Annotated in this window: 21 protein-coding genes; 8 read left to right on the top strand and 13 right to left on the bottom strand. The window is 70.9% G+C overall.

The genetic code is table 11. The annotated features are described in order from the left end of the window. Nucleotides 1-32: 32 nt before the first annotated feature. Nucleotides 33-554, bottom strand: coding sequence for a hypothetical protein (locus tag BUB97_RS15405; protein ID WP_073136297.1), 522 nt, complete (start codon nt 552-554; stop codon nt 33-35). 233 nt (nt 555-787) lie between these two features. Between BUB97_RS15405 and BUB97_RS15400 the strand changes: the two genes are divergently transcribed. Continuing rightward, nucleotides 788-2,971: a PHA/PHB synthase family protein gene (locus tag BUB97_RS15400; protein WP_408906138.1), complete on the top strand. Its 2,184-nt coding sequence runs from the start codon at nt 788-790 to the stop codon at nt 2,969-2,971. Between the two features lie 292 nt (nt 2,972-3,263). Here BUB97_RS15400 and BUB97_RS15395 read toward each other — a convergent pair whose 3' ends face one another. Then, on the bottom strand, nt 3,264-3,899 hold the full coding sequence (locus tag BUB97_RS15395) for a hypothetical protein (RefSeq protein ID WP_073136295.1): 636 nt from the start codon (nt 3,897-3,899) through the stop codon (nt 3,264-3,266). 52 nt (nt 3,900-3,951) lie between these two features. Next, nucleotides 3,952-4,497 (bottom strand): hypothetical protein, encoded by a 546-nt coding sequence (locus tag BUB97_RS15390; RefSeq protein ID WP_073136293.1) that lies wholly within the window; start codon nt 4,495-4,497, stop codon nt 3,952-3,954. A gap of 324 nt (nt 4,498-4,821) precedes the next feature. Between BUB97_RS15390 and BUB97_RS15385 the strand changes: the two genes are divergently transcribed. Next, complete coding sequence (locus BUB97_RS15385) at nt 4,822-4,959, top strand: LysR family transcriptional regulator (protein ID WP_245818327.1); 138 nt, start codon at nt 4,822-4,824, stop codon at nt 4,957-4,959. A 580-nt stretch (nt 4,960-5,539) separates the two neighbouring features. Here BUB97_RS15385 and BUB97_RS15380 read toward each other — a convergent pair. From BUB97_RS15380 to rplM, 4 genes are all read right to left on the bottom strand, one after another. Then, the gene (locus tag BUB97_RS15380; RefSeq protein ID WP_073136291.1) at nt 5,540-6,076 is read right to left on the bottom strand and encodes a gamma carbonic anhydrase family protein; all 537 of its coding nucleotides are present in this window, start codon (nt 6,074-6,076) and stop codon (nt 5,540-5,542) included. Then, entirely contained in the window at nt 6,073-7,041 is a 969-nt protein-coding gene (gene argC / locus BUB97_RS15375; RefSeq protein WP_073136289.1) for an N-acetyl-gamma-glutamyl-phosphate reductase, read from the bottom strand. The genes BUB97_RS15380 and argC overlap by 4 nt, the downstream gene beginning before the upstream one ends. A gap of 130 nt (nt 7,042-7,171) precedes the next feature. Then, a complete protein-coding gene (gene rpsI, locus BUB97_RS15370) occupies nt 7,172-7,678 on the bottom strand; it encodes a 30S ribosomal protein S9 (protein WP_073136287.1) in 507 nt (168 codons plus the stop codon). 2 nt (nt 7,679-7,680) lie between these two features. Then, a complete protein-coding gene (rplM, locus tag BUB97_RS15365; protein ID WP_073136285.1) occupies nt 7,681-8,193 on the bottom strand; it encodes a 50S ribosomal protein L13 in 513 nt (170 codons plus the stop codon). A gap of 142 nt (nt 8,194-8,335) precedes the next feature. Here rplM and BUB97_RS15360 point away from each other — a divergent pair, with 142 nt between their 5' ends. The 6 genes from BUB97_RS15360 to BUB97_RS15335 all read left to right on the top strand — a co-directional run bounded on the left by BUB97_RS15360 (nt 8,336) and on the right by BUB97_RS15335 (nt 14,286). Continuing rightward, the gene (locus BUB97_RS15360) at nt 8,336-9,031 is read left to right on the top strand and encodes an extensin-like domain-containing protein (protein ID WP_073136284.1); all 696 of its coding nucleotides are present in this window, start codon (nt 8,336-8,338) and stop codon (nt 9,029-9,031) included. Continuing rightward, complete coding sequence (locus tag BUB97_RS15355; RefSeq protein WP_245818321.1) at nt 9,028-10,011, top strand: SDR family oxidoreductase; 984 nt, start codon at nt 9,028-9,030, stop codon at nt 10,009-10,011. Before BUB97_RS15360 ends, BUB97_RS15355 begins: the two co-directional genes overlap by 4 nt. Nucleotides 10,012-10,046: 35 nt before the next feature. Next, entirely contained in the window at nt 10,047-11,234 is a 1,188-nt protein-coding gene (locus BUB97_RS15350) for a M20 aminoacylase family protein (RefSeq protein WP_073136282.1), read from the top strand. Between the two features lie 150 nt (nt 11,235-11,384). Beyond that, the gene (locus BUB97_RS15345) at nt 11,385-12,386 is read left to right on the top strand and encodes an alginate O-acetyltransferase AlgX-related protein (RefSeq protein ID WP_073136280.1); all 1,002 of its coding nucleotides are present in this window, start codon (nt 11,385-11,387) and stop codon (nt 12,384-12,386) included. Nucleotides 12,387-12,451: 65 nt separating this feature from the next. After that, nucleotides 12,452-13,609, top strand: a complete 1,158-nt coding sequence (locus BUB97_RS15340) for a hypothetical protein (protein ID WP_073136278.1) — start codon at nt 12,452-12,454, stop codon at nt 13,607-13,609. A gap of 371 nt (nt 13,610-13,980) precedes the next feature. Beyond that, nucleotides 13,981-14,286 carry a hypothetical protein gene (locus tag BUB97_RS15335; RefSeq protein WP_073136276.1) on the top strand — a complete coding sequence of 102 codons (306 nt, stop codon included), beginning with the start codon at nt 13,981-13,983 and terminating at the stop codon, nt 14,284-14,286. A gap of 236 nt (nt 14,287-14,522) precedes the next feature. Here BUB97_RS15335 and BUB97_RS15330 read toward each other — a convergent pair whose 3' ends face one another. From BUB97_RS15330 to BUB97_RS15305, 6 genes are all read right to left on the bottom strand, one after another. Further along, complete coding sequence (locus tag BUB97_RS15330; RefSeq protein ID WP_073136274.1) at nt 14,523-15,269, bottom strand: lysozyme; 747 nt, start codon at nt 15,267-15,269, stop codon at nt 14,523-14,525. Further along, entirely contained in the window at nt 15,269-15,541 is a 273-nt protein-coding gene (locus BUB97_RS15325; RefSeq protein ID WP_073136272.1) for a hypothetical protein, read from the bottom strand. The genes BUB97_RS15330 and BUB97_RS15325 overlap by 1 nt, the downstream gene beginning before the upstream one ends. After that, complete coding sequence (locus BUB97_RS15320) at nt 15,538-15,891, bottom strand: hypothetical protein (protein WP_073136270.1); 354 nt, start codon at nt 15,889-15,891, stop codon at nt 15,538-15,540. Before BUB97_RS15320 ends, BUB97_RS15325 begins: the two co-directional genes overlap by 4 nt. Before the next feature lie 46 nt (nt 15,892-15,937). Next, entirely contained in the window at nt 15,938-16,240 is a 303-nt protein-coding gene (locus tag BUB97_RS15315) for a hypothetical protein (protein ID WP_073136268.1), read from the bottom strand. Beyond that, nucleotides 16,233-16,715 carry a hypothetical protein gene (locus BUB97_RS15310; protein WP_073136266.1) on the bottom strand — a complete coding sequence of 161 codons (483 nt, stop codon included), beginning with the start codon at nt 16,713-16,715 and terminating at the stop codon, nt 16,233-16,235. Before BUB97_RS15310 ends, BUB97_RS15315 begins: the two co-directional genes overlap by 8 nt. A 76-nt stretch (nt 16,716-16,791) precedes the next feature. Beyond that, a complete protein-coding gene (locus BUB97_RS15305) occupies nt 16,792-17,451 on the bottom strand; it encodes a hypothetical protein (RefSeq protein ID WP_139281358.1) in 660 nt (219 codons plus the stop codon). Nucleotides 17,452-17,890 lie beyond the last annotated feature (439 nt).

The following is a 17,890-nucleotide window of genomic DNA, read 5'->3' as shown; positions in this document are numbered from 1 at the left end:
GGCATGGGGTGCGTCCAGGATAGCGGCGGTGGTCAGAGGCCGCGAGGCGCGATGGGCGGGAAGCTGGGTGGCGCTGCGAGATCGGGTGGCGGCGGCGCGGCCATCTCGGCGGGCGGCGCCTCGGGCGCGGTCTCGTCCATGCGCGGCGCCTCGGTGCCCGGCAGCAGCAGCGTGGCCGGGCCGGCGCCGACCGGCGGCGCGGGGGCCAGGCGCGGGGGCGCGGGCGGGGCGGCGGGAACCACGGCCCCTCCTTCGGTGGCCGGCCGCTCCGGAACCGGGGCGCCGGAGGGAAGAGGATTGGCCGCCGCGGCGCGGTTCGCCGCCAGAAGGCTCGACAGCTCCGCCCGGCTGCTGGCGGGGCCCCGGTCCGGCCGCTGGGGAACGGTGCCGAGATTCGGGCTGCGCTCCTCCATCCCCGGCGGCAGCGGCCGGCCCTCCAGCGCCTCCCCCGTGATCTGGCGGTAGAACTCGAAAGGTCCCTCGGCGGGCGAGCCGACGCAGCCGCCCAGGGCAAGCCCGAGGGGCAGCCATACGGCGAACGCGGCCCATCGCACGGCCGGGCCTGCTTGCCTCACCCCTCTCCGCTCCCTAGCTTCCCTGTACCGGACGGAAACCGGCCGGGACGGCATGGCCTGCTCTCGCATCGCACGCTCCTCTCCCGGGGGGTTTGCCGCAGAATGGCGACCGGCGGAAGCCACGGAACAGGACGCCGGGACAGCCGGCGCACCGGATGGCGGGCGAGCCCAGGGCCCGACCGCCTGGCCGGGACCAGGGAGACGACGCAAGCATGAGCAGAAAGCCGAGGAGTGGCCGGACCCCGCCGGAGGTGGCGCAGTCCGGGGCCGCGGCGCTCGGCGGCCCGGCCGAGGGCAGCCCGCCCGCCCCGCGCAAGCCCCCCGTGGGAACCGGCACGCCGGCCCAGGTCACCTCCGCCCCGGCAGAACCGGACCAGGCGCCGATGGTCAGGGCCGAGCCCCCCGCCAGCATGCCCGCGGCCGCAGAGCCCGAGGCAGCCCGCATCGCGCTGGCCGTCGCCTCCGGCGCCCCCCCGCCTGCCCCTCAGCAGCCTTCCCAAGCGCCGACGCCGTCGCCTGAGCCCGCCCCCGGCGCGGAGCCACCTCGCCCCGCCGCCGAATCCGCCGCGCCGAAGCCCCCGCCGGCCGCCGCCCCCTCCCCGGCGCCCGAGGCCGGCTTCCGCCTGCCCGACCCCGCCCTGGTCGGCCGCACCATGGCCGACGTCGCCGAGCGCGGGCAGCGCATCGTGCACGAGTTCCTGCGCCGCCAGGGCGGTGCCGACGGCCCGCCGAACCCGGACCCGCTGAATATCGGCAGCGCCTTCCTGGAGATGACGACGCGGCTGATGGCCAACCCCGCCCGCATGATGCAGGCGCAGATCGGCTTCTGGCAGGACTATCTCACCCTCTGGCAGAACACCGCCCGCCGCATGCTGGGCGGCCAGGCCGAACCCGTGATCGCCGAGCGCCGCGGCGACAAGCGCTTCAAGGATGACGCCTGGCGCGAGAACGAGGTCTTCGACTTCATCAAGCAGTCCTACCTCCTCTACTCCCGCTACTTCACCAACGTGGTGCACGGGGCGGAGGGGCTGGCGCCCAAGACCGCGCAGAAGGTCGATTTCTACACGCGCCAGTTCGTGGACGCGATGAGCCCGACCAACTTCTGGCTCACCAACCCCGAGGTGCTGCGCAAGACCGCCGAGACCGGCGGCGAGAACCTGCTGAAAGGCCTGTCCAACCTCCTGTCGGACCTGGAACGCGGCAAGGGCAAGCTGCGCATCCACATGACGGACGAGAGCAAGTTCACCATCGGGGAGAACATCGCCGTCACCCCGGGCAAGGTGGTGTACCGGAACGCGCTGATGGAGCTGATCCAGTACAGCCCCACCACCGAGACGGTGCTGAAGCGCCCGCTGCTGATCCTGCCGCCCTGGATCAACAAGTTCTACATCCTGGACCTGCGCCCGAAGAACTCCTTCGTCCGCTGGGCCGTCAGCCAGGGCCATACGGTCTTCATCTGCTCCTGGGTGAACCCGGACGAGTCCCTCGCCGAGATGGGCTTCGAGGACTACATGCGCCTCGGCCCCTACGCGGCACTGGACGCCATCGAGAAGGCGACGGGCGAGCGGCAGGTGAATGCCATCGGCTACTGCCTGGGCGGCACGCTGCTCGCCTCCACCCTCGCGCACATGGCCAGGCGGGGCGACGACCGCGTCGCCTCGGCCACGTTCTTCACCACCATGCTGGACTTCGAGGAAGCGGGCGAGCTCGGCGTCTTCATCGACGAGGAGCAGCTCCAGGCCATCGAGGCGAAGATGAGCCAGCGCGGCTATCTCGAAGGCTCCGAGATGGCCGACACCTTCAACATGCTGCGCGCCAACGACCTCATCTGGTCCTTCGTCGTACAGAACTACCTGCTGGGCCAGGAACCCTTCCCCTTCGACCTGCTGTTCTGGAACGGCGATTCCACGCGCATGCCGGCGAAGATGCACAGCTTCTACCTGCGCCGCATGTACCAGCAGAACGACCTGGTAAAGCCGGGCGGCATCACCCTCGACGGCGAGGCGCTGGACCTGCGCGACATCAAGGTGCCGTCCTACTTCCTCGCCACGCGCGAGGACCATATCGCGCCCTGGAAGAGCAGCTACCGCGCGACCGGGATCTTCTCGGGGCCAGTCCGCTTCGTCCTCGCGGCCTCCGGCCACATCGCCGGGGTCGTGAACCCGCCCGACAGCGGCAAGTACAGCCACTGGGTCTCCACCGGCGACTTCCCGGCCGAACCCGCCGAATGGTTCGAGCACGCGACCGAATTCGCCGGCTCTTGGTGGCCGGACTGGCAACGCTGGATCACCGCGCAGGACCGCAGCACCGTCCCGGCCCGCGAACCCGGCGCCGGCGCCCTGCCGGCGCTCGAGGACGCGCCGGGCAGCTATGTGAAGGTGATGGCGGGGGATTAACCCGCGTCCTACCGGTGGCGGTGCTGACTTGAATGCGGCGGTCTGTCCCGGGGAGAGGAAGAAGAAATTCTTCCTCTCCCCGGACCCCTCACCATCATCTTTTTCTTCAAGTTTGAAATTACGGGGCTGACGGTGCGCCTCGGGTCCATGACCCGAGGCGACTGCAAGGGCCGGAAAGTCACCCCAAGCAGAGACCCCACTGGTCCGGGGTATCCACGGCAGTCAGACGGGGCAAGGGCCTCAGGCCCTTGGCGGGTCGAGGGCAGAGCCCTCGCCTAACCTCTGGGCAGCATCAAATCCCGAAAGGAAGCGACCCGCGCCCGCCCCGTTCGGCGGGGATGGGCGTGTCGAAATCCGCCGCCCAGCCATTCGTCTCGTCCAGAAGCCGCACCCTCTCCGCCAGGGCGGCGCTGGCGATCTCGCCCTGCGGCAACGGCCCCGGGTCCGAAAGCCGCCCCAGCGTCGCCTCCCCGCCGCGGGGGAAGAGGGCCTCCAGCAGGGCCGAAGCCGCGGCCGCGCGGTTTCCGGCGAGGAGCGCGCGATGCGCCGAGGCCAGGGCGGCGGCCAGGCGGGGCGAGGCGGCCAGCGGGTCGGCACCCAGGGCCCCTCGCATCTCGTCGCGCGCCAGCCCGATCCCCACCCGCGCGTCGCGCGGCACGGGGGCCCAGCGCGGGTTGGCCATCAGGTCCACCGCCAGCCATTCGAGCAGGGCGGCGGCACGCGCCACCCGGGCCGGCTGGCCGGAAAGGCCGGTATTGGCGCCCTGCAGGTCCTGCACGAGCAGCGCGATGGCGGTGCGTCCCGGATCCGTCCCCGGCGGCATCAGCCCTGGCGGGGGCGCCCAGGAGAGGTTGGGCCGGCTCAGCTCCGCGCAGGCGGCAAGCGGCGCCAGGGCGAGGAGGGAAGCCAGGGCGCGGCGTCGGGTCATCGGGGGAATCGGTGCCATGGGCCGCGCAGGATGCCTCGCCCGAGGCGCCGCGTCACGGGAAGTCCCAATCCTCGGCCCGGCCGAACTCGATATCCCGCTGCGCCCGCAGCGTCGCGAGGTTCGCCTGGGGCAGGCGCGGCAGGTTCGCCAGCCGAGCGAGGGTGTCGGGCGCGAAGACCGGCGGGGGCAGCGCCGCCGCCGCGCCGGCGGAATCGCCCCGCGCCAGGGCAGCCGCCGCCCCCTCCATGCCCGCCATCACCACGCTCCCCGGCGCGTCGGTCGCAATGCCGAGCGCGCGCCGCACCTCCCAGCGCGCGGCGGTCAGCGCCGGACCGGTCACGGTGCTGAAGGTGTCGAAGGTCTCATCCGCCGGCACGGCCAGCGCCGCCCATTCCAGCCGGCTGACCGCCACCGCCGCATCCGCTGGCCGGCCCTGCAGGCGCTCGGGGTGCCGGAAGGCCTCCGCCGCACCCTCGATCGCGTTGATGCCGGGGGCGCGGCTGCCATGGCCCGCCAGAGGCGGCACCGGCGGCACGGGCTCCGGCCGCGCCGCGCAGCCGGCGAGGGCCAGGACGATCAGGAACGCGCATCTCCGCATCAGTGGCCCTCCCGGCGACAGGAGCCCCTGCCTAGCACCATCCGCTCCCCCGATGCACCGGCCTGAGGAACCCGCAGCGGCCGTGCCGGCCCCGGACCGCCAGCTCCTCGGCGCGGCCCGTTCATCGCGTCCTTCGTGCCCATGTCCGCGATGGAGAGCGTGGCGGCGACGAGCTTCGTCTTGCAGGGTGCGGACGCCTTGGCGGAGAAGCCGGCGCTGCCTATCCGGCGGAGGGACGGCTCGTCCTGCCGGAACGCTGGCACCCTTTCGCCTGGCCACGCAGATTCGTAAGTTTCCCGTATCCATTCCCTGGAGTAGCGAAGCATGACCCCGCGCCGCCTCCACCAGCTCGAAGCATTCCGGGCCGTGATGCATGGCGGCTCCGTCACCCGCGCGGCGGAAATCCTCTCGCTCTCCCAGCCCGCCGTGACGAAGCTGCCGCGCGCGCTGACAGCGCAATGAGCACATAGAGCAGCGGCAGGCCGGACCAGAGCTCCAGCAGCCGCTGCCCCAGCAGGTCCGCCGCGCCGCCGAGATACCCATGGCCGCCCCCACCAGCACCCCCGCCGTGCCGGAGACCAGGGTCAGAATCAGCCCGAAGGCGAGCGAGTTCCTCAGCCCATGGATCAGCCGCGCCAGCACGTCCCGCCCTTGGTCGTCCGTGCCGAGGAGATGCCCATGCCCCGGCGGGGCGGGGGCCGGCAGCGGATGGTCATAGGCGATGCTGCGCGGGCCGGAGCGGATGGGCGGCCACAGCAGCCAAGCCCCCTTCCGCCGCGCCATCGCCTCCACCTCCGGCAGCCCCGCGATGACGATGAGCATCGCATGGCGGAAGACATGGCCATAGAGGACCCGCCCCTCGCGCACCCCACGGGCGCGCGCTGAGGACATAGGGCTTGCCGATCTCGGCCAGGAACACGGTCTTGGTCAGCATCGTCAGCCCCGCGATGCCGCCGGCGGCCATGACGATGGAGGGAAGAACCATGCGATGCGCATGGTCGAGAACCCGCCAACTCCAGGACCAGCCCGCCGCCCGCCCGGCCTAGGGCGCCCCGCCCCCTAGGCTCGCGCGATGCTCCCGCGCCAGTTCCACGTAATGGGCCGTGGTCCGGTCCCAGCCAGCCCGCTCCTCGGCGGACATGACGCGCACGAAGCGCGCGGGCGCGCCGACCCACAGCTCCCCCGCCCCGATCGCCTTGCCCGGCGGCAGCAACCCGCCGGCCCCGAGCATCCCGCCCTCCTCGATCACCGCGCCATCCAGCACCGTGGCGCCCATGCCGACGAAGGCCCGGTCCTTCAGCGTGCAGGCATGGATGATGCAGGCATGCCCGACGGTGACATCGGCGCCGATGATCGCCGGCAGCGTGCCGCGCGCCACATGCACGATCGTGCCGTCCTGCACGTTGCTGCGGGCGCCGACGTGGATGAACATCGTGTCCCCGCGCAGCACGCAGCCATACCAGACGCTCGCACCCTCCTCGAGCGTGACATCCCCGATCACGGAGGCGGAGGGAGCCACGAAGGCCCCCTCATGGACGCGCGGCCACTGCCCCCGAAAGGGGTAGAGAGGACCGCTCAAGCGGCCTTCCCCATCCGGTTGGCGGCGCCCAGCCCGAGCATCAGCTCCAGGTTCTGCACCGCGGCGCCCGAGGCACCCTTGCCCAGATTGTCCAGCCGCGCGACCAGCACGGCCTGCCCGCGCCGCTCATTCCCGAACACGCGCAGCTCCACCAGGTTGGTGTTGTTCAGCGCCTCCGGCTCCATCTTGCCGCTGGCCTCGGGCGGCGCCACCCGCACGAACTCCGCCCCGTCATAATAGGCCGCCAGCGCCTCCTGCAGCGCCGCCGGGGAAGGCGCGCCGCTCAGCAGGTCCAGATGCAGCGGGATGGAGACGAGCATGCCCTGGCGGAAGTCGCCGACGCTGGGCACGAAGATCGGCCGGCGCGTGAGGCCGGAATAATGCTGCAGCTCCGGCAGGTGCTTGTGCTCCAGCCCCAGCCCATAGAGCTCGAAAGGCGGCGCGCCCTCCCCCTCATAGGCCGCGATCATCGCCTTGCCGCCGCCGGAATAGCCGGAGACTGCATTGACGGTGACGGGATAGTCCTTCGGCAGCAGCCCGGCCTCGACCAGCGGCCGCAGCAGCAGGATGCCGCCGGTGGGGTAGCAGCCCGGATTGGTCACGCGCGGCGCGGCCGCGATCCGCGCGCCCTGGCCCGGGGCAAGCTCCGGCACGCCATAGACCCAGTCCGGGTTCACCCGATGCGCGGTGGAGGCGTCGAGCAGCTTCGGCGCCCGCGCGCCGAGCCCCGTGGCCAGCGCGGTCGCCTCCTTCGCGGCATCGTCGGGCAGGCAGAGCACCACCACGTCCACCTCGGCGAAGATGTCGCGCTTGGCCTCGGGGTCCTTCCGGCGCTCGGGCGGCAGCGAACGCAGGGCAATGTCCGCGCGGCCCTGCAGGCGCTCGATGATCTGCAGCCCGGTCGTGCCGGACTCGCCATCGATGAAGACGCTCGGAATGCTGCCGGACTTGGTACCCTGGGCCATCTGGCTCTCCTCTGCGGGTGGAAATAGGGATCGGGGGGTGCGGAAACGCAAGAGGGGCGGCCCTTGCGGGCCGCCCCTCCTGATCTCGGTCCAGTGGAAGACGGACCGGCGCGACGCCGGCCCGCCAGCGTCAGCGCTTGCTGAACTGGAAGGAACGTCGGGCCTTCGGCTTGCCGTACTTCTTCCGCTCGACCACGCGCGGGTCGCGGGTCAGGAAGCCAGCCTTCTTCAGGATCGGGCGCAGGCCCGGCTCGAAGTTGGTCAGCGCGCGGGAGAGGCCATGGCGCACCGCGCCGGCCTGGCCGGAAAGGCCACCGCCGACGACCGTGCAGACCACGTCGAACTGCTGGTAGCGGTCCGCAACCAGGAAGGGCTGGGCGATCAGCATGCGCAGCACCGGGCGGGCGAAGTACTTCGCCGCCGGCTTGTCGTTGATCGTCACCGTGCCCTTGCCGGGCTTGATCCACACGCGGGCGATCGCGTTCTTGCGGCGGCCGGTCGCATAGGCGCGCCCGAAGGCGTCCTTCTTCGGCTCACGCGTGACGGCGGCATTCTCGGGCGAGGCGGGGGTGCCGGCGACGAGGGTCTTCAGGTCGGCCAGCGAGGTGGCGGACGTGGCGGTGGTCTGCTCGCTCATATTCAGGCGGCCTTCTTCGCGGCGTCGGCGCCACTGGCGCCGCCGGCGGCAGCGATGTTCTTGCGGTTCAGCGCGCCGACATCCAGGGTCTTCGGCGCCTGTCCGGCATGCGGGTGCTCGGCACCGGCATAGACATGCAGGTTGCGCATCTGGGCGCGGCCGAGATTGTTGCGCGTGATCATGCGCTCCACGGCCTTCTCGAGCACGCGCTCGGGGAAGCGGCCCTCGAGGCCCTCGCGGGCGGTGCGCTGCTTGATGCCGCCGGCATAGCCGGTGTGCCAGTAGAACACCTTCTGCTCGGCCTTGTTGCCGGTCAGGCGAACGCGGCGGGCATTGATGATGACCACGTGGTCACCGCAATCGACATGCGGCGTGAAGGTGGGCTTGTGCTTGCCGCGCAGGCGGTTCGCGACGAGCGCGGCGAGACGACCGAGGACGAGGCCATCGGCGTCGATCAGGATCCAGTCCTTCTGGACCTCGGCCGGCTTGATCGAGCGGGTCTGGGTTTCGAGCATGATCCGTGTGTTCAGTCAGTAAGGTGGCGCGGGGTATGGCCGCCGCGGCTCCCCAGGTCAAGCAAAACATGTGTGGTATCATCTTACCACAACGCTCCCGACCCCTGCCGGACGGCGCGAACCGCCCCCATCTCACGCACGAATGCGCCGCTGGCTCCTCCTCCTCCCCCTGCTGGCCACCCTGGCCGCCCTCTTCCTGCTCCTGCCGCGCGCCCTCGTGCTGCCGCCCACCCTGGACCCCTCGGCGCCGCTCGACCTCCGGGCGCCCCCCGGCCTCCTCACGCGCTACAAGCTTTCCCGCATGGGCCGCGACCCCGGCCTCTGCACCGCCTCCTTCGCCATCTCCGGCATCCCGCTCCAGCCCCTCCCGCCCCAGCCCATGCGGAACGGCTGCGGCATCGCCGAACCCGTGCGCCTGCCCAGCGAGCTGCGCTTCTCCCCCGGCGTCCCCATCGTGAACTGCCCGCTCGCCGCCGCCTGGGCGGTCTTCGAGCGCCACAGCCTCCAGCCCGCGGCCGAGGAGGCCTTCGGCCAGCGCGTCACCGGGGTGCGCCACCTTGGCAGCTACAACTGCCGCAACGTCTATCACCGCGAGGCCGGCCGCCGCAGCCGCCACGCCACCGCCGACGCGCTGGACATCGCCGGCTTCACCCTGGCCGACGGCCGCAGCATCGGCCTCCCGCGCGACTGGGACGCCCCGCCACCCGCCAACACCTTTCTGCGAGCCGTGCGCGACGGCGCCTGCCGGGCCTTCGGCGCCGTGCTGGGCCCGGACTACAACGCCGCCCATCGTGACCATTTCCATCTGGACCGAGGAGGCTGGAGCACCTGCCGATGACCTCCGCCGCAGGCGACATCCGGGCCGGGAACATCCGGGCCGGCAATGGCGAAGGCACGGGCTACCTCGCCGCCGCCGGCCGCGCGCGCGCCGCCCTGGAATCCATCCGCCGCACCGCCGACGCCCGGCTGGAGCCCGTCGCCGTGATCGGCGCCTCCGGCCGCTCCGGCAGCAGCCTGTGCCGCGCCCTTGCCGCCGAGGGCCTCTCCTTCCGCCCCGTGGTGCGCTCCGCCGCCCGCTGGGCCGCCACCGGCCTGGCCGGCGAACCGCGCCTCGCGGACCTGACCGATGCCCCCGCCCTGCGCGCCGCCCTGGCCGGCGCGGGCCGGATCGTCTCCTGCGCCCATGCCCGCCATGCCCCGGCCATCCTGGCCGCCGCCCCTCCGGGCGTGCCGCTGGTCCTCATGGGCAGCACCCGCCGCTTCTCCCGCTGGGCCGACGACCATGGCGACGGCGTCCGCCAGGGCGAGGCGGCGCTCCTCGCCAGCACCCGCCCCGGCGTCATCCTGCACCCCAGCATGATCTATGGCGCCCAGGGGGAGGACAATGTGCAGCGCCTCGCCGCCCTGCTCCGCCGCCTGCCCCTCGCCCCCCTGCCCGGCGGCGGCCGCGCCCTGGTGCAGCCCATCCACCAGTCCGACGTGACCCGCGCGGTCCTCGCCGCGCTGCGCCGGAAATGGGAGACGCCGCAGGCCGTCGTCATCGCCGGGCCGGAACCGGTCCGCTACGCCGACTTCCTCCGCGCCGTCTGCCGCGCGGCCGGCTTCCCGCCCCCCGGGGTGGTGCCGATCCCCCTCGCCCCACTGCTCGCCGCCGCGCCGCTGCTGCGCCTCCTCCCCGGCCTGCCCCGCATCCGCGCCGCCGAGCTGCGCCGCCTGACGGAGGACAAGGCCTTCGACACCGCCCCCATGCGCACCCTGCTCGGCGTCGCGCCCATCGGGCTTGAGGAGGGGCTGGCCCTCACCTTCCCGCCGCGCTAGCGAAGCAGCAGACCTCTTCGGCCACCGGAGCCCCCATGCCCATCATCAACCGCATCGCCGAATTCCACGACGACATGACGGCCTGGCGCCGCGACTTCCACCAGCACCCCGAGCTGAACTTTCAGGAGGTCCGCACCAGCCGCATCGTCGCCGAGAAGCTGCGGGAATTCGGCTGCGACGAGGTGATCACCGGCATCGCCACCACCGGCGTGGTCGGCGTCATCCACGGCAAGGGAGGGGGCCGCGGCGAGGGCGGCGCGATCGGCCTGCGCGCGGATATGGACGCGCTCCCCATCCACGAGGAATCCGGCGTTCCCCACGCCTCCACCACCCCCGGCGTCATGCATGCCTGCGGCCATGACGGCCACACCACCATGCTGCTCGGCGCCGCGCGCTACCTGGCGGAGACGCGGAACTTCTCCGGCACCGCCTACATGATCTTCCAGCCCGCCGAGGAGATGGGCGGCGGGGGCGAGGTGATGGTCAAGGAAGGCCTGTTCGAGCGCTTCCCGATGGACCGCGTCTTCGGCCTGCACAACTGGCCCGGCGCCCCCGAGGGCACCTTCCTCTGGCGCGTGGGCCCGGTGATGGCGGCGGTCGCCGACATCCGCATCACCGTCACCGGCAAGGGCGCGCATGGCGCCATGCCGCATCAGGGCAACGACCCCATCGTCATCGCCGCGCAGATCGTCACCGCCCTGCAATCCATCGTGGCCCGCAACGTGGAGCCGGTGGAGGGCGGCGTCGTCACCATCGGCGAGATCAAGGGCGGCAACGCCTTCAACGTGATCCCCGAGGTGGTCACCCTGCGCGGCACCGCGCGCTGGTTCCTGCCGGAAGTGGGCGACATCCTGGAGACGAAGGTGAAGGCCCTCGCCTCCGGCATCGCAGAGGCCTTCGGCGCCAGGGCCGAGGTGCAGTTCGACCGCATGTACCCCGCCACCATCAACGAGGAGGTCAGCGCCGGCCTGGCCGCCGATGCCGCGCGCGCCGTGGCGGGCGAGGCGAAGGTGGTGGAACTGCCCAAGCCCACCATGGGCGGCGAGGACTTCTCCTTCATGCTCAACGCCAAGCAGGGCGCCTATCTCATGCTCGGCGCCGGTCGCGGCCCGCAGGACCCGCAGGTGCACCACCCCCGCTACGACTTCAACGACGCCATCCTGCCACTCGGCGCCTCCTGGTGGGCCGCGATGGTGGAGCGGCAGCTGCCCAGGAAGGGCTGACGGCCCACGCTGCAGCGCAGCATTCACCTTGACTCACGACGGCGCGATGATACACCCATCGTGCCGTCCGAAGAACGATGTCGCCGCTCGCGCGTGGCCTGGCCCGGAGCATCGGGCCCGCGGTTCGGCGCGCCTGTCGCAGAGGCCGGGATGACGAACGCTTCCACCACCATGGCCACCCCTCCCCCCAAGGTGATGGAAGGAGACGACGGCTGGCTGTACCTGGACCATGACGGCAACGACAGCGTCGGCCAGTATACCGGGCGGGTGAAGCTCTCCGCCGCCGCCGAGCATTCCTGGCGCGTGCATTTCGACCGCATCGTCGCGTTGCGGGCGGAACTCGGCTTCCGCTTCGTGCAGCTCTTCGCTCCCTCCAAGGAAAGCGTCTACGAGGCGTGGTATCCCCACCGGGCGCGGCGCGCGGCTGAACGCCCCATCGAAACCGTCCTGTCCCTCGCGCCCAAGGACGTCCCGGTCCTCTATCCCTGCGCGGAGCTCGCTCCCCGCCCCGGCCGGGCGGACACCTATGACAAGGGCGACACCCACTGGAACCACCTCGGCGCCGCGATCGCGGCCGAGCTGGCCGTGCGCACGGTCGGGCGCGACATGCCGGATCCGCTGAGCTTCGGCTACAGGACCCGCCCGCGCTACGGCGATCTCGATTCCAAGATCCCCGGCCGGCCGGCAGGCGACGTGCTGGAGCTGAGCCGCCGCAACACCGACGTGACCGTCGAGTTCGACAGCGAGCTGAACAACCGCGGCCGCGTGGTGGTGATGCACAACCCCAAGGCGCCCGAAGGCTCCGTCGTCATCTTCGGCGACTCCTTCGCGAACCGCCTCCGCCTCCCCCTCAACTCGGCCTTCCGGCGCATGGTCTTCGTCCACGCCAACACGGTGGATGCCGGGTTCCTGCGCCTGGAGCGGCCGGATGTCGTGATTGCGGAAATGACCGAGCGCTTCGTCATCCAGCCGCCGCATGACCCCGAGTCCTTCCGCCTCGTGGACCTGCTCCGGCTGAAGCTCGAAAAAGAACCCGAAAGCGAGACCGCGCGGCTGCGCGCGCTCTACGAGGCACGCCTCGACGGGCCGGAGGCGCGGATCGCCTCGCTCTTCCTGCAAGCCCTTGACCACGGGCATCCGGCCACGCCCTAAGCGGCCGGACGGGCCCCTGGCCCGGCCCCATCTCGGATTTTCGTGCCCCTGAGGAGCAGCGCCTGATGAGCAGCCAGGTGATCGACACGGCGCCGACCCTCTCGGGCGAGGACGATGTCGTGCTTGACCTGGGGGTGATCCGCAACGGCCAGGCGCTCATCACGCTCTATGCCAGGGAAGCGGTCTCCTCGGACCTGCAATTGGTCGCGGTCGGGGCAGACGGCTCCGCGGTCGCGACCTGGCGGCTCCGCCCGCCCTCGGCGGAACCCCCGGCCACGGCGGAGCCGGAGGCAGAGCCCAACCCCTACGTGGAGGCAGGGCTCCTCAGGATGAAGGCGCGCTCCCGCCTGACCCCCGAGCACGGGCCGGTCCGCCGCTTCGAGCTGCGCTCCAGCCAGGGACCGATCCGCATCCAGCGCAGCGACCGCTTCCAGCTGGACGAGCTCTTCTACCCGACACCGGAGGAGTTCTCCCGTTCCCAGATCGCGCGGCGCAAGTGCAACCGGCCGCTCGACAAGGAAACCCAGATGTTCATGACGGCCCAGATGGCCGTCGCCTATGCGGACATCTCCTCGGGCGGGATGGAGATCGCGATGACGATGACGGCGAGCTACGCCTATCGCGCGACCGACCTCCTGCGCCGCGACCACGCACAGCGTGCCGTGGAGCTCCTCGACGCGCTGATCGGGCAGATCGAGCAACTGCCGCCGAGCGACTACAACGAGAACGCCATCGTCTCGCTCCTCACCGCCCGCTGGCATGCCTGCGCCGCGCTGGAGGACATGACCGGCTTCCAGCGCAGCCTGACGGCCATCTTCGACCGGACCGCGTCCATCTGCGCCAACACCCTCGTCTTCACCCTTTGCTACAACACGGTCCGCAGCCTCTGCGTCCTGGCGGGGCACAGCCTCGTCCGCGGAGACACGGCGCGCGCGGAAGCCTGCTTCGAAGCGATCGGAGACATACTCCGCGCGGGAGGATCGCGCCTGACGCTGAACGTCGCGCATCTCCGGGAATACTCGAGCACCTGCCGCGTGGCAGGCCCGATCGGCTACTTCCGGAACGAGATCCAACGTGCCGAGGCCGAGGGCGTACCGGTGCAACAGCTCCACATGTCCAGCTTGCGCGGCACCGTGGCCGAAAAGGCCCGTGAGCACCTGATCCGCCCCGGCATCCGCTCCGACCGCTCCGACCGGCTGACGGAGATCATCGGGACCTTCTGAGTTCTTCCCGAACCGGCGGCGAACCCGTCACAGCGCCGAGGAACGGCCGCCCTTCGCCGACGAAGGCGACTCAGAGGCCCCGAAGCCGAGAGACCGCCGCGCCCAGACCGATCCGCCATCCCGCCCCGGGCGGAACATCGCCGCACCCGGCCGGGCAGCAGGCATGCCAACGCCCGCCATCAGGCCCGATGGCGGCTGGCCGAAGCCACTGGCCGAACCGGGCCCGTCCGAAAAATGAGGAAGAGGATGGAATGGTGGGCGCACAAGGGCTCGAACCTTGGACCCGCTGATTAAGAGGCAAGCGGATAGGGAAGCTGCGCGGCCGTTATCAATAACTTACGGATCGGGCGGGAACAGGCATAGAACGGGAGATGGAAATTCCCCTGTTCCGCCTGTGTTCACGGCCCTACCCTCCCCCCACCATGCCCCCGCCCCTCGCCCGCGACCACATGACCTGGTGGCTCGCAGCCTCCTGCGTCTGCCAGCGCCATGTCGACTATGCCGTGCGGTTCCTGGCGGAACAGTATGGCCCGGACGCGGACCTGAGCCGCGTCGCCACCCGCCTGCGCTGCCGGAAGTGCAACCGCCGGCCGGAGAGGGTGGACCTGGTGGACCGGCCGGATCGGCGAGTTGCGGAAGTCTGCGGCGGCGGGGCGCGGGTTAGGCGGTTGGCCTGAACACAGAAAAGCCGCCCGACCGATGAGGGGATGCCTCACCAGCCGGGCGGCTTCTGAAAGCGAACGCCCGGCGATCAACCCGGGCGGCCTGGGTTGCCCCAGGTCTTGAATGCTGCCGACGAGCTAATTGCTGATCTCACCTATCCTCGGCCGAGGAAGGGCCCGAGGGCCGTTGTCGGTGAGCGACGCCACAGCCCCCGAAGAATACCCCTGCCCCCGCGCCATCTCCAGCGCTTTCAGGCAGGCAGCTTCGGCCACCCGTCCACCGTCTTGATCTCGGCCCAGGCCCGGTCATAGGCCCTCTTCGGCTCCATCCCCAGGCTGTAGGCGGCCTCGGCCCAGCGGCGGCGGCGGAGGCCGAGGTTGGGTGTGAGCACGCCGTTCTTCCGCTCGTTCCGGAAGTTCTTGAGGAAGTCGGCCGCCGCCCGCCAGTCGCCGGCATTGACCAGCTTCACCAGCGACGGCCCAGCCACCCGCAGGTCGCCCACGTTGTTTGCCAGCAGGATCAGGGTGGCCGCCTGCCGAGGGGACAGGTCCACCTTCACGGCCGAGCGCACCAGCGTCGCGGCCTGCTTCAGATCCCGCAGCGCCATGGTCTCGGCCTGCGCGTCGGTGACGGGCGGCGTGGCGGCCGTCACGGGCTTACCGTTGATGTCCCGCGTGGAGCCGATGCCGATGGTCCAGACACCCCGACTGTCCTGATAGGGACGCAGCCGCCGGGCCTCGAACATCTCGGAGAGTTCGATGGCCTCCTGCGGGACGGTGCCGTCCCAGGTGGCCACCTTCGCCGGGATCGCCAGCTCCACCGTCTCGGCCACCGTGGAGACGGGGATGATTTGCCCGGGTTTTGCGGGCGCGCCTGCAAGTGGTTGATTTTGTTCCGTCACCGGAATTCCGACTTCGGCCGGGATTTGCGTCGGGAAGGTCGGCGGCGGCTGGTAGGTGCCGAACAGGCGGGCGAGGGCCTGGAGGAGCCGGGTCATCACCGGGCATCCGCCACAGAGGGACCGAGAGCCTGCGCCGCCTGCCGCTCCACCATCAGCCGCGCCGCCTCGCGCGCCACGCGGTCCCAGAAGTCGGGCGGAGGCGTCAGGGCGGGTGGGCTGAGATACTTGAGCGGGTCGCCCAGCCAGACCGCGTGGTTCGGCGGCGCTGAGGCAGTGCCGGAACCCACCTCACGGTCGCCAAAGTAGACCCGCCCGGCATCGCCGGCGCTGTGCGGTGGCGGGTAGCTGCTGCCGATGGCGTCGCTCATGCCCCGCGCCCCTCAAGGCCGGTCGCGAGTTCCATCGCGATGCGGCCGGTGACCTTCGCCCCGGCCTTGGTCAACACGTCACGCAGGGTGGCGTCGGTGGGCGACAGAGCGGCCATGGCATCCGGCAGGCGCTGCCGCAGCGTCCCGACCAGGGTAGCGGGATCCACGCCCTCCTTCTCCGCCTTGATTGCCAGCGTCTCGGCCGCGTTGTTGATGGCGGCCTGGTGCTTGCTCTCGGTGTAGGCGACGAGCGCCGCCTTCGCCGCGGCGCCGAGGTAGGGGATCAGGCCGGTCAGCAGGCCGAGAAAAGCCACGGTGAGCGCGACCAGGGCCACCTGTAGGGTGTCCATCGTCTTCTCCAGATTGTCAGGGGTGCCGGGTGCCTCCCGGCGGCGGTTACTCCAGGTCTTGGAAGACCGGCACTTCAGGCAGAGGAGCGTCGTCCCCCGCACGCATCAGGCGCTCAGCCGCGACGTGCCTGATCTTCACCGCGGCCAGGGTCAGGGTGCTGATGAACGAGTGGGCGTGGGCAAGGCGACGGCGGAGGGACCGAAGCTCGGCCTCCATCTCCTCCTCGTCCTCGCGGTTGATGGCGTCGCGGCGCGACCGGATGGCCCCGTAGGCAGTGAGAAGCCCAGCTAGGCCGGCGAACATCATGGAGCCGATGGCGACGATCTGCTCCGCCGTCAGGCTAGGCATATCGGCGCCAGAGCCTCCACGAGAGGATCCCGGCGATAGTGGTGAGGGCGAGCAGCAGCGTGATGATGGGCGAGAACGGGTCCAGGCTCATGGCCCCGACGCAGACCGTGACGTGCAGGAGAATGCCGTAACCCATGGTCTGCACCATGGCCCGCTGTCGGAGGCTGCCCATCCGGAGAGCGGCGATCTGCCAGGGGAAGAGCGCGAAGCCGACCCAGGGCCAGAGCCAGCCGCCCAGCACGTTAAGTATCGCGAGCGTCGGGCGGTCCGTCAGCGCATTCGGCGCCAGGAGGTTCGCGACCGACCAGCTCAGCCAGGTGATGGCGAAGGTGGCCTCCAGCCATTGCGGATAGCGGAAGGGGTCGCGGAACAGGCCGAGCGCGCGAGTTCGGTTGGCGGCTCTGGCCGCAGCTTCTATTGCTGCGTCGCTTGCCCCCGTGTTGCCCGGGGGGCGTAGGTTGGGGCTGCTTGGCACCTATCGGCCCTCCCCTGTCTGCCGCAGCGCGGCGTGGAAGCGGCGCTTCATGGGGCGCGCTTTATGAGGGTGGGCATCACATCCCCTCCGCCACACCCCAGTAGGCCATCTCCGCCCGGATCCCCGCGACGATCGCCGCATCCTCCTGTGTCGAGGGGACGCCGTTGACGATGACGATGCAGGACAAAACGCATTCGCCCAGGTAGCTGCCGCTGTTGTCTGAGCCGTAGCTGAGGGGCTGGCTGGCCGACAGCTTCCTGGCGGCCGATAGCGCGACCGGCGCGCCGATGAGATCGTGCGTGAGATCGGCCATGGATACGTCCAGGCCGTCGCGGACCTGCCCCCGCATAAGGACCAGCCCTGTCATATCCACCCCGCCCGAGGCCAGCACCCGGGCCGCCGCACCAACATTCGATCCGGTAGTCAGGCCCGCATAGCAGCGCACCTCCATCACGCTCAGATCTGGCGTGACCGCGGCAGGATAGATTGCGATGCCCATGTCTCCATTGCCCACGCGCGAGCCGATGAGGACCGGCCTGTTGCCACTGCCGGTGATCGGGACCAGCAGCTTGCCAACCAAGTAGATCGTCTGGGTCAATGCCTCCGGGACGCCGACGAAGTAGTTCGTCCCACCCTTCAGCCGCACGCCAGCGTCCGTCATCACGGGCGTGCCGACGACGGTGAGATCGGTGCCGGTCACGTGGTTGCGCCGCGCTGCCGCCACGCTCTCCATCATGTTTCGCCAATCCGCGAGGCCGGAGATGCTCGGCACCGCGAAGGGCGCCATTGTGGTCGCGACCGCCGTAGCACTCCACGGTCCGGCGCCGGCATCGTTGAACCCTCGGACAGCCCACTCATAGGCGGTGCTCGCGGTCAGTGCGAATTCCACGGGATGGTGGGCAGTGATTCCACGGCATCGTGGGCAGCGGTTCCACGGGATGGTGGGCACGGATTCCACGGGATCGTGGGCACCCTGTTGAGGGTTGCCTGGGGTGGATTGCCGACAGTCTGAGCCGGCTAAGGGACCTCGTTCTGAACGGGGTCTGCCTGATGCCTACTGAGAGATTGTCGATGCGACGGATCCGCGACGTACTGCGTCTGAAGTTCGAGGCTGGACTGAGCGACCGGACCCTTGCGGCCGCGGTTGGCATCAGCAAGGGAGCGGTGGCTGCCTA

Source organism: Muricoccus roseus (assembly GCF_900141905.1).
Lineage (GTDB): Bacteria > Pseudomonadota > Alphaproteobacteria > Acetobacterales > Acetobacteraceae > Roseomonas > Roseomonas rosea.
Note: the sequence above shows the minus strand (reverse complement) of the source record. Positions and strands in the feature narration are given on the sequence as shown.

Excerpts from the sequence above, each read along its gene's own strand:
- argC (WP_073136289.1), bottom strand. The coding sequence starts at position 7,041 with ATGGCCCAGGGTACCAAGTCCGGCAGCATTCCGAGCGTCTTCATCGAT.
- rplM (WP_073136285.1), bottom strand. The coding sequence starts at position 8,193 with ATGCTCGAAACCCAGACCCGCTCGATCAAGCCGGCCGAGGTCCAGAAG.
- BUB97_RS15305 (WP_139281358.1), bottom strand. The coding sequence starts at position 17,451 with ATGATGGAGAGCGTGGCGGCAGCGCGGCGCAACCACGTGACCGGCACC.
- BUB97_RS15400 (WP_408906138.1), top strand. The coding sequence starts at position 788 with ATGAGCAGAAAGCCGAGGAGTGGCCGGACCCCGCCGGAGGTGGCGCAG.
- BUB97_RS15320 (WP_073136270.1), bottom strand. The coding sequence starts at position 15,891 with ATGGACACCCTACAGGTGGCCCTGGTCGCGCTCACCGTGGCTTTTCTC.
- BUB97_RS15325 (WP_073136272.1), bottom strand. The coding sequence starts at position 15,541 with ATGAGCGACGCCATCGGCAGCAGCTACCCGCCACCGCACAGCGCCGGC.
- BUB97_RS15395 (WP_073136295.1), bottom strand. The coding sequence starts at position 3,899 with ATGACCCGACGCCGCGCCCTGGCTTCCCTCCTCGCCCTGGCGCCGCTT.
- BUB97_RS15385 (WP_245818327.1), top strand. The coding sequence starts at position 4,822 with ATGACCCCGCGCCGCCTCCACCAGCTCGAAGCATTCCGGGCCGTGATG.
- BUB97_RS15390 (WP_073136293.1), bottom strand. The coding sequence starts at position 4,497 with ATGCGGAGATGCGCGTTCCTGATCGTCCTGGCCCTCGCCGGCTGCGCG.
- BUB97_RS15355 (WP_245818321.1), top strand. The coding sequence starts at position 9,028 with ATGACCTCCGCCGCAGGCGACATCCGGGCCGGGAACATCCGGGCCGGC.
- BUB97_RS15315 (WP_073136268.1), bottom strand. The coding sequence starts at position 16,240 with ATGCCTAGCCTGACGGCGGAGCAGATCGTCGCCATCGGCTCCATGATG.
- BUB97_RS15340 (WP_073136278.1), top strand. The coding sequence starts at position 12,452 with ATGAGCAGCCAGGTGATCGACACGGCGCCGACCCTCTCGGGCGAGGAC.
- BUB97_RS15330 (WP_073136274.1), bottom strand. The coding sequence starts at position 15,269 with ATGACCCGGCTCCTCCAGGCCCTCGCCCGCCTGTTCGGCACCTACCAG.
- BUB97_RS15335 (WP_073136276.1), top strand. The coding sequence starts at position 13,981 with ATGGAAATTCCCCTGTTCCGCCTGTGTTCACGGCCCTACCCTCCCCCC.
- BUB97_RS15350 (WP_073136282.1), top strand. The coding sequence starts at position 10,047 with ATGCCCATCATCAACCGCATCGCCGAATTCCACGACGACATGACGGCC.
- rpsI (WP_073136287.1), bottom strand. The coding sequence starts at position 7,678 with ATGAGCGAGCAGACCACCGCCACGTCCGCCACCTCGCTGGCCGACCTG.
- BUB97_RS15360 (WP_073136284.1), top strand. The coding sequence starts at position 8,336 with ATGCGCCGCTGGCTCCTCCTCCTCCCCCTGCTGGCCACCCTGGCCGCC.
- BUB97_RS15345 (WP_073136280.1), top strand. The coding sequence starts at position 11,385 with ATGACGAACGCTTCCACCACCATGGCCACCCCTCCCCCCAAGGTGATG.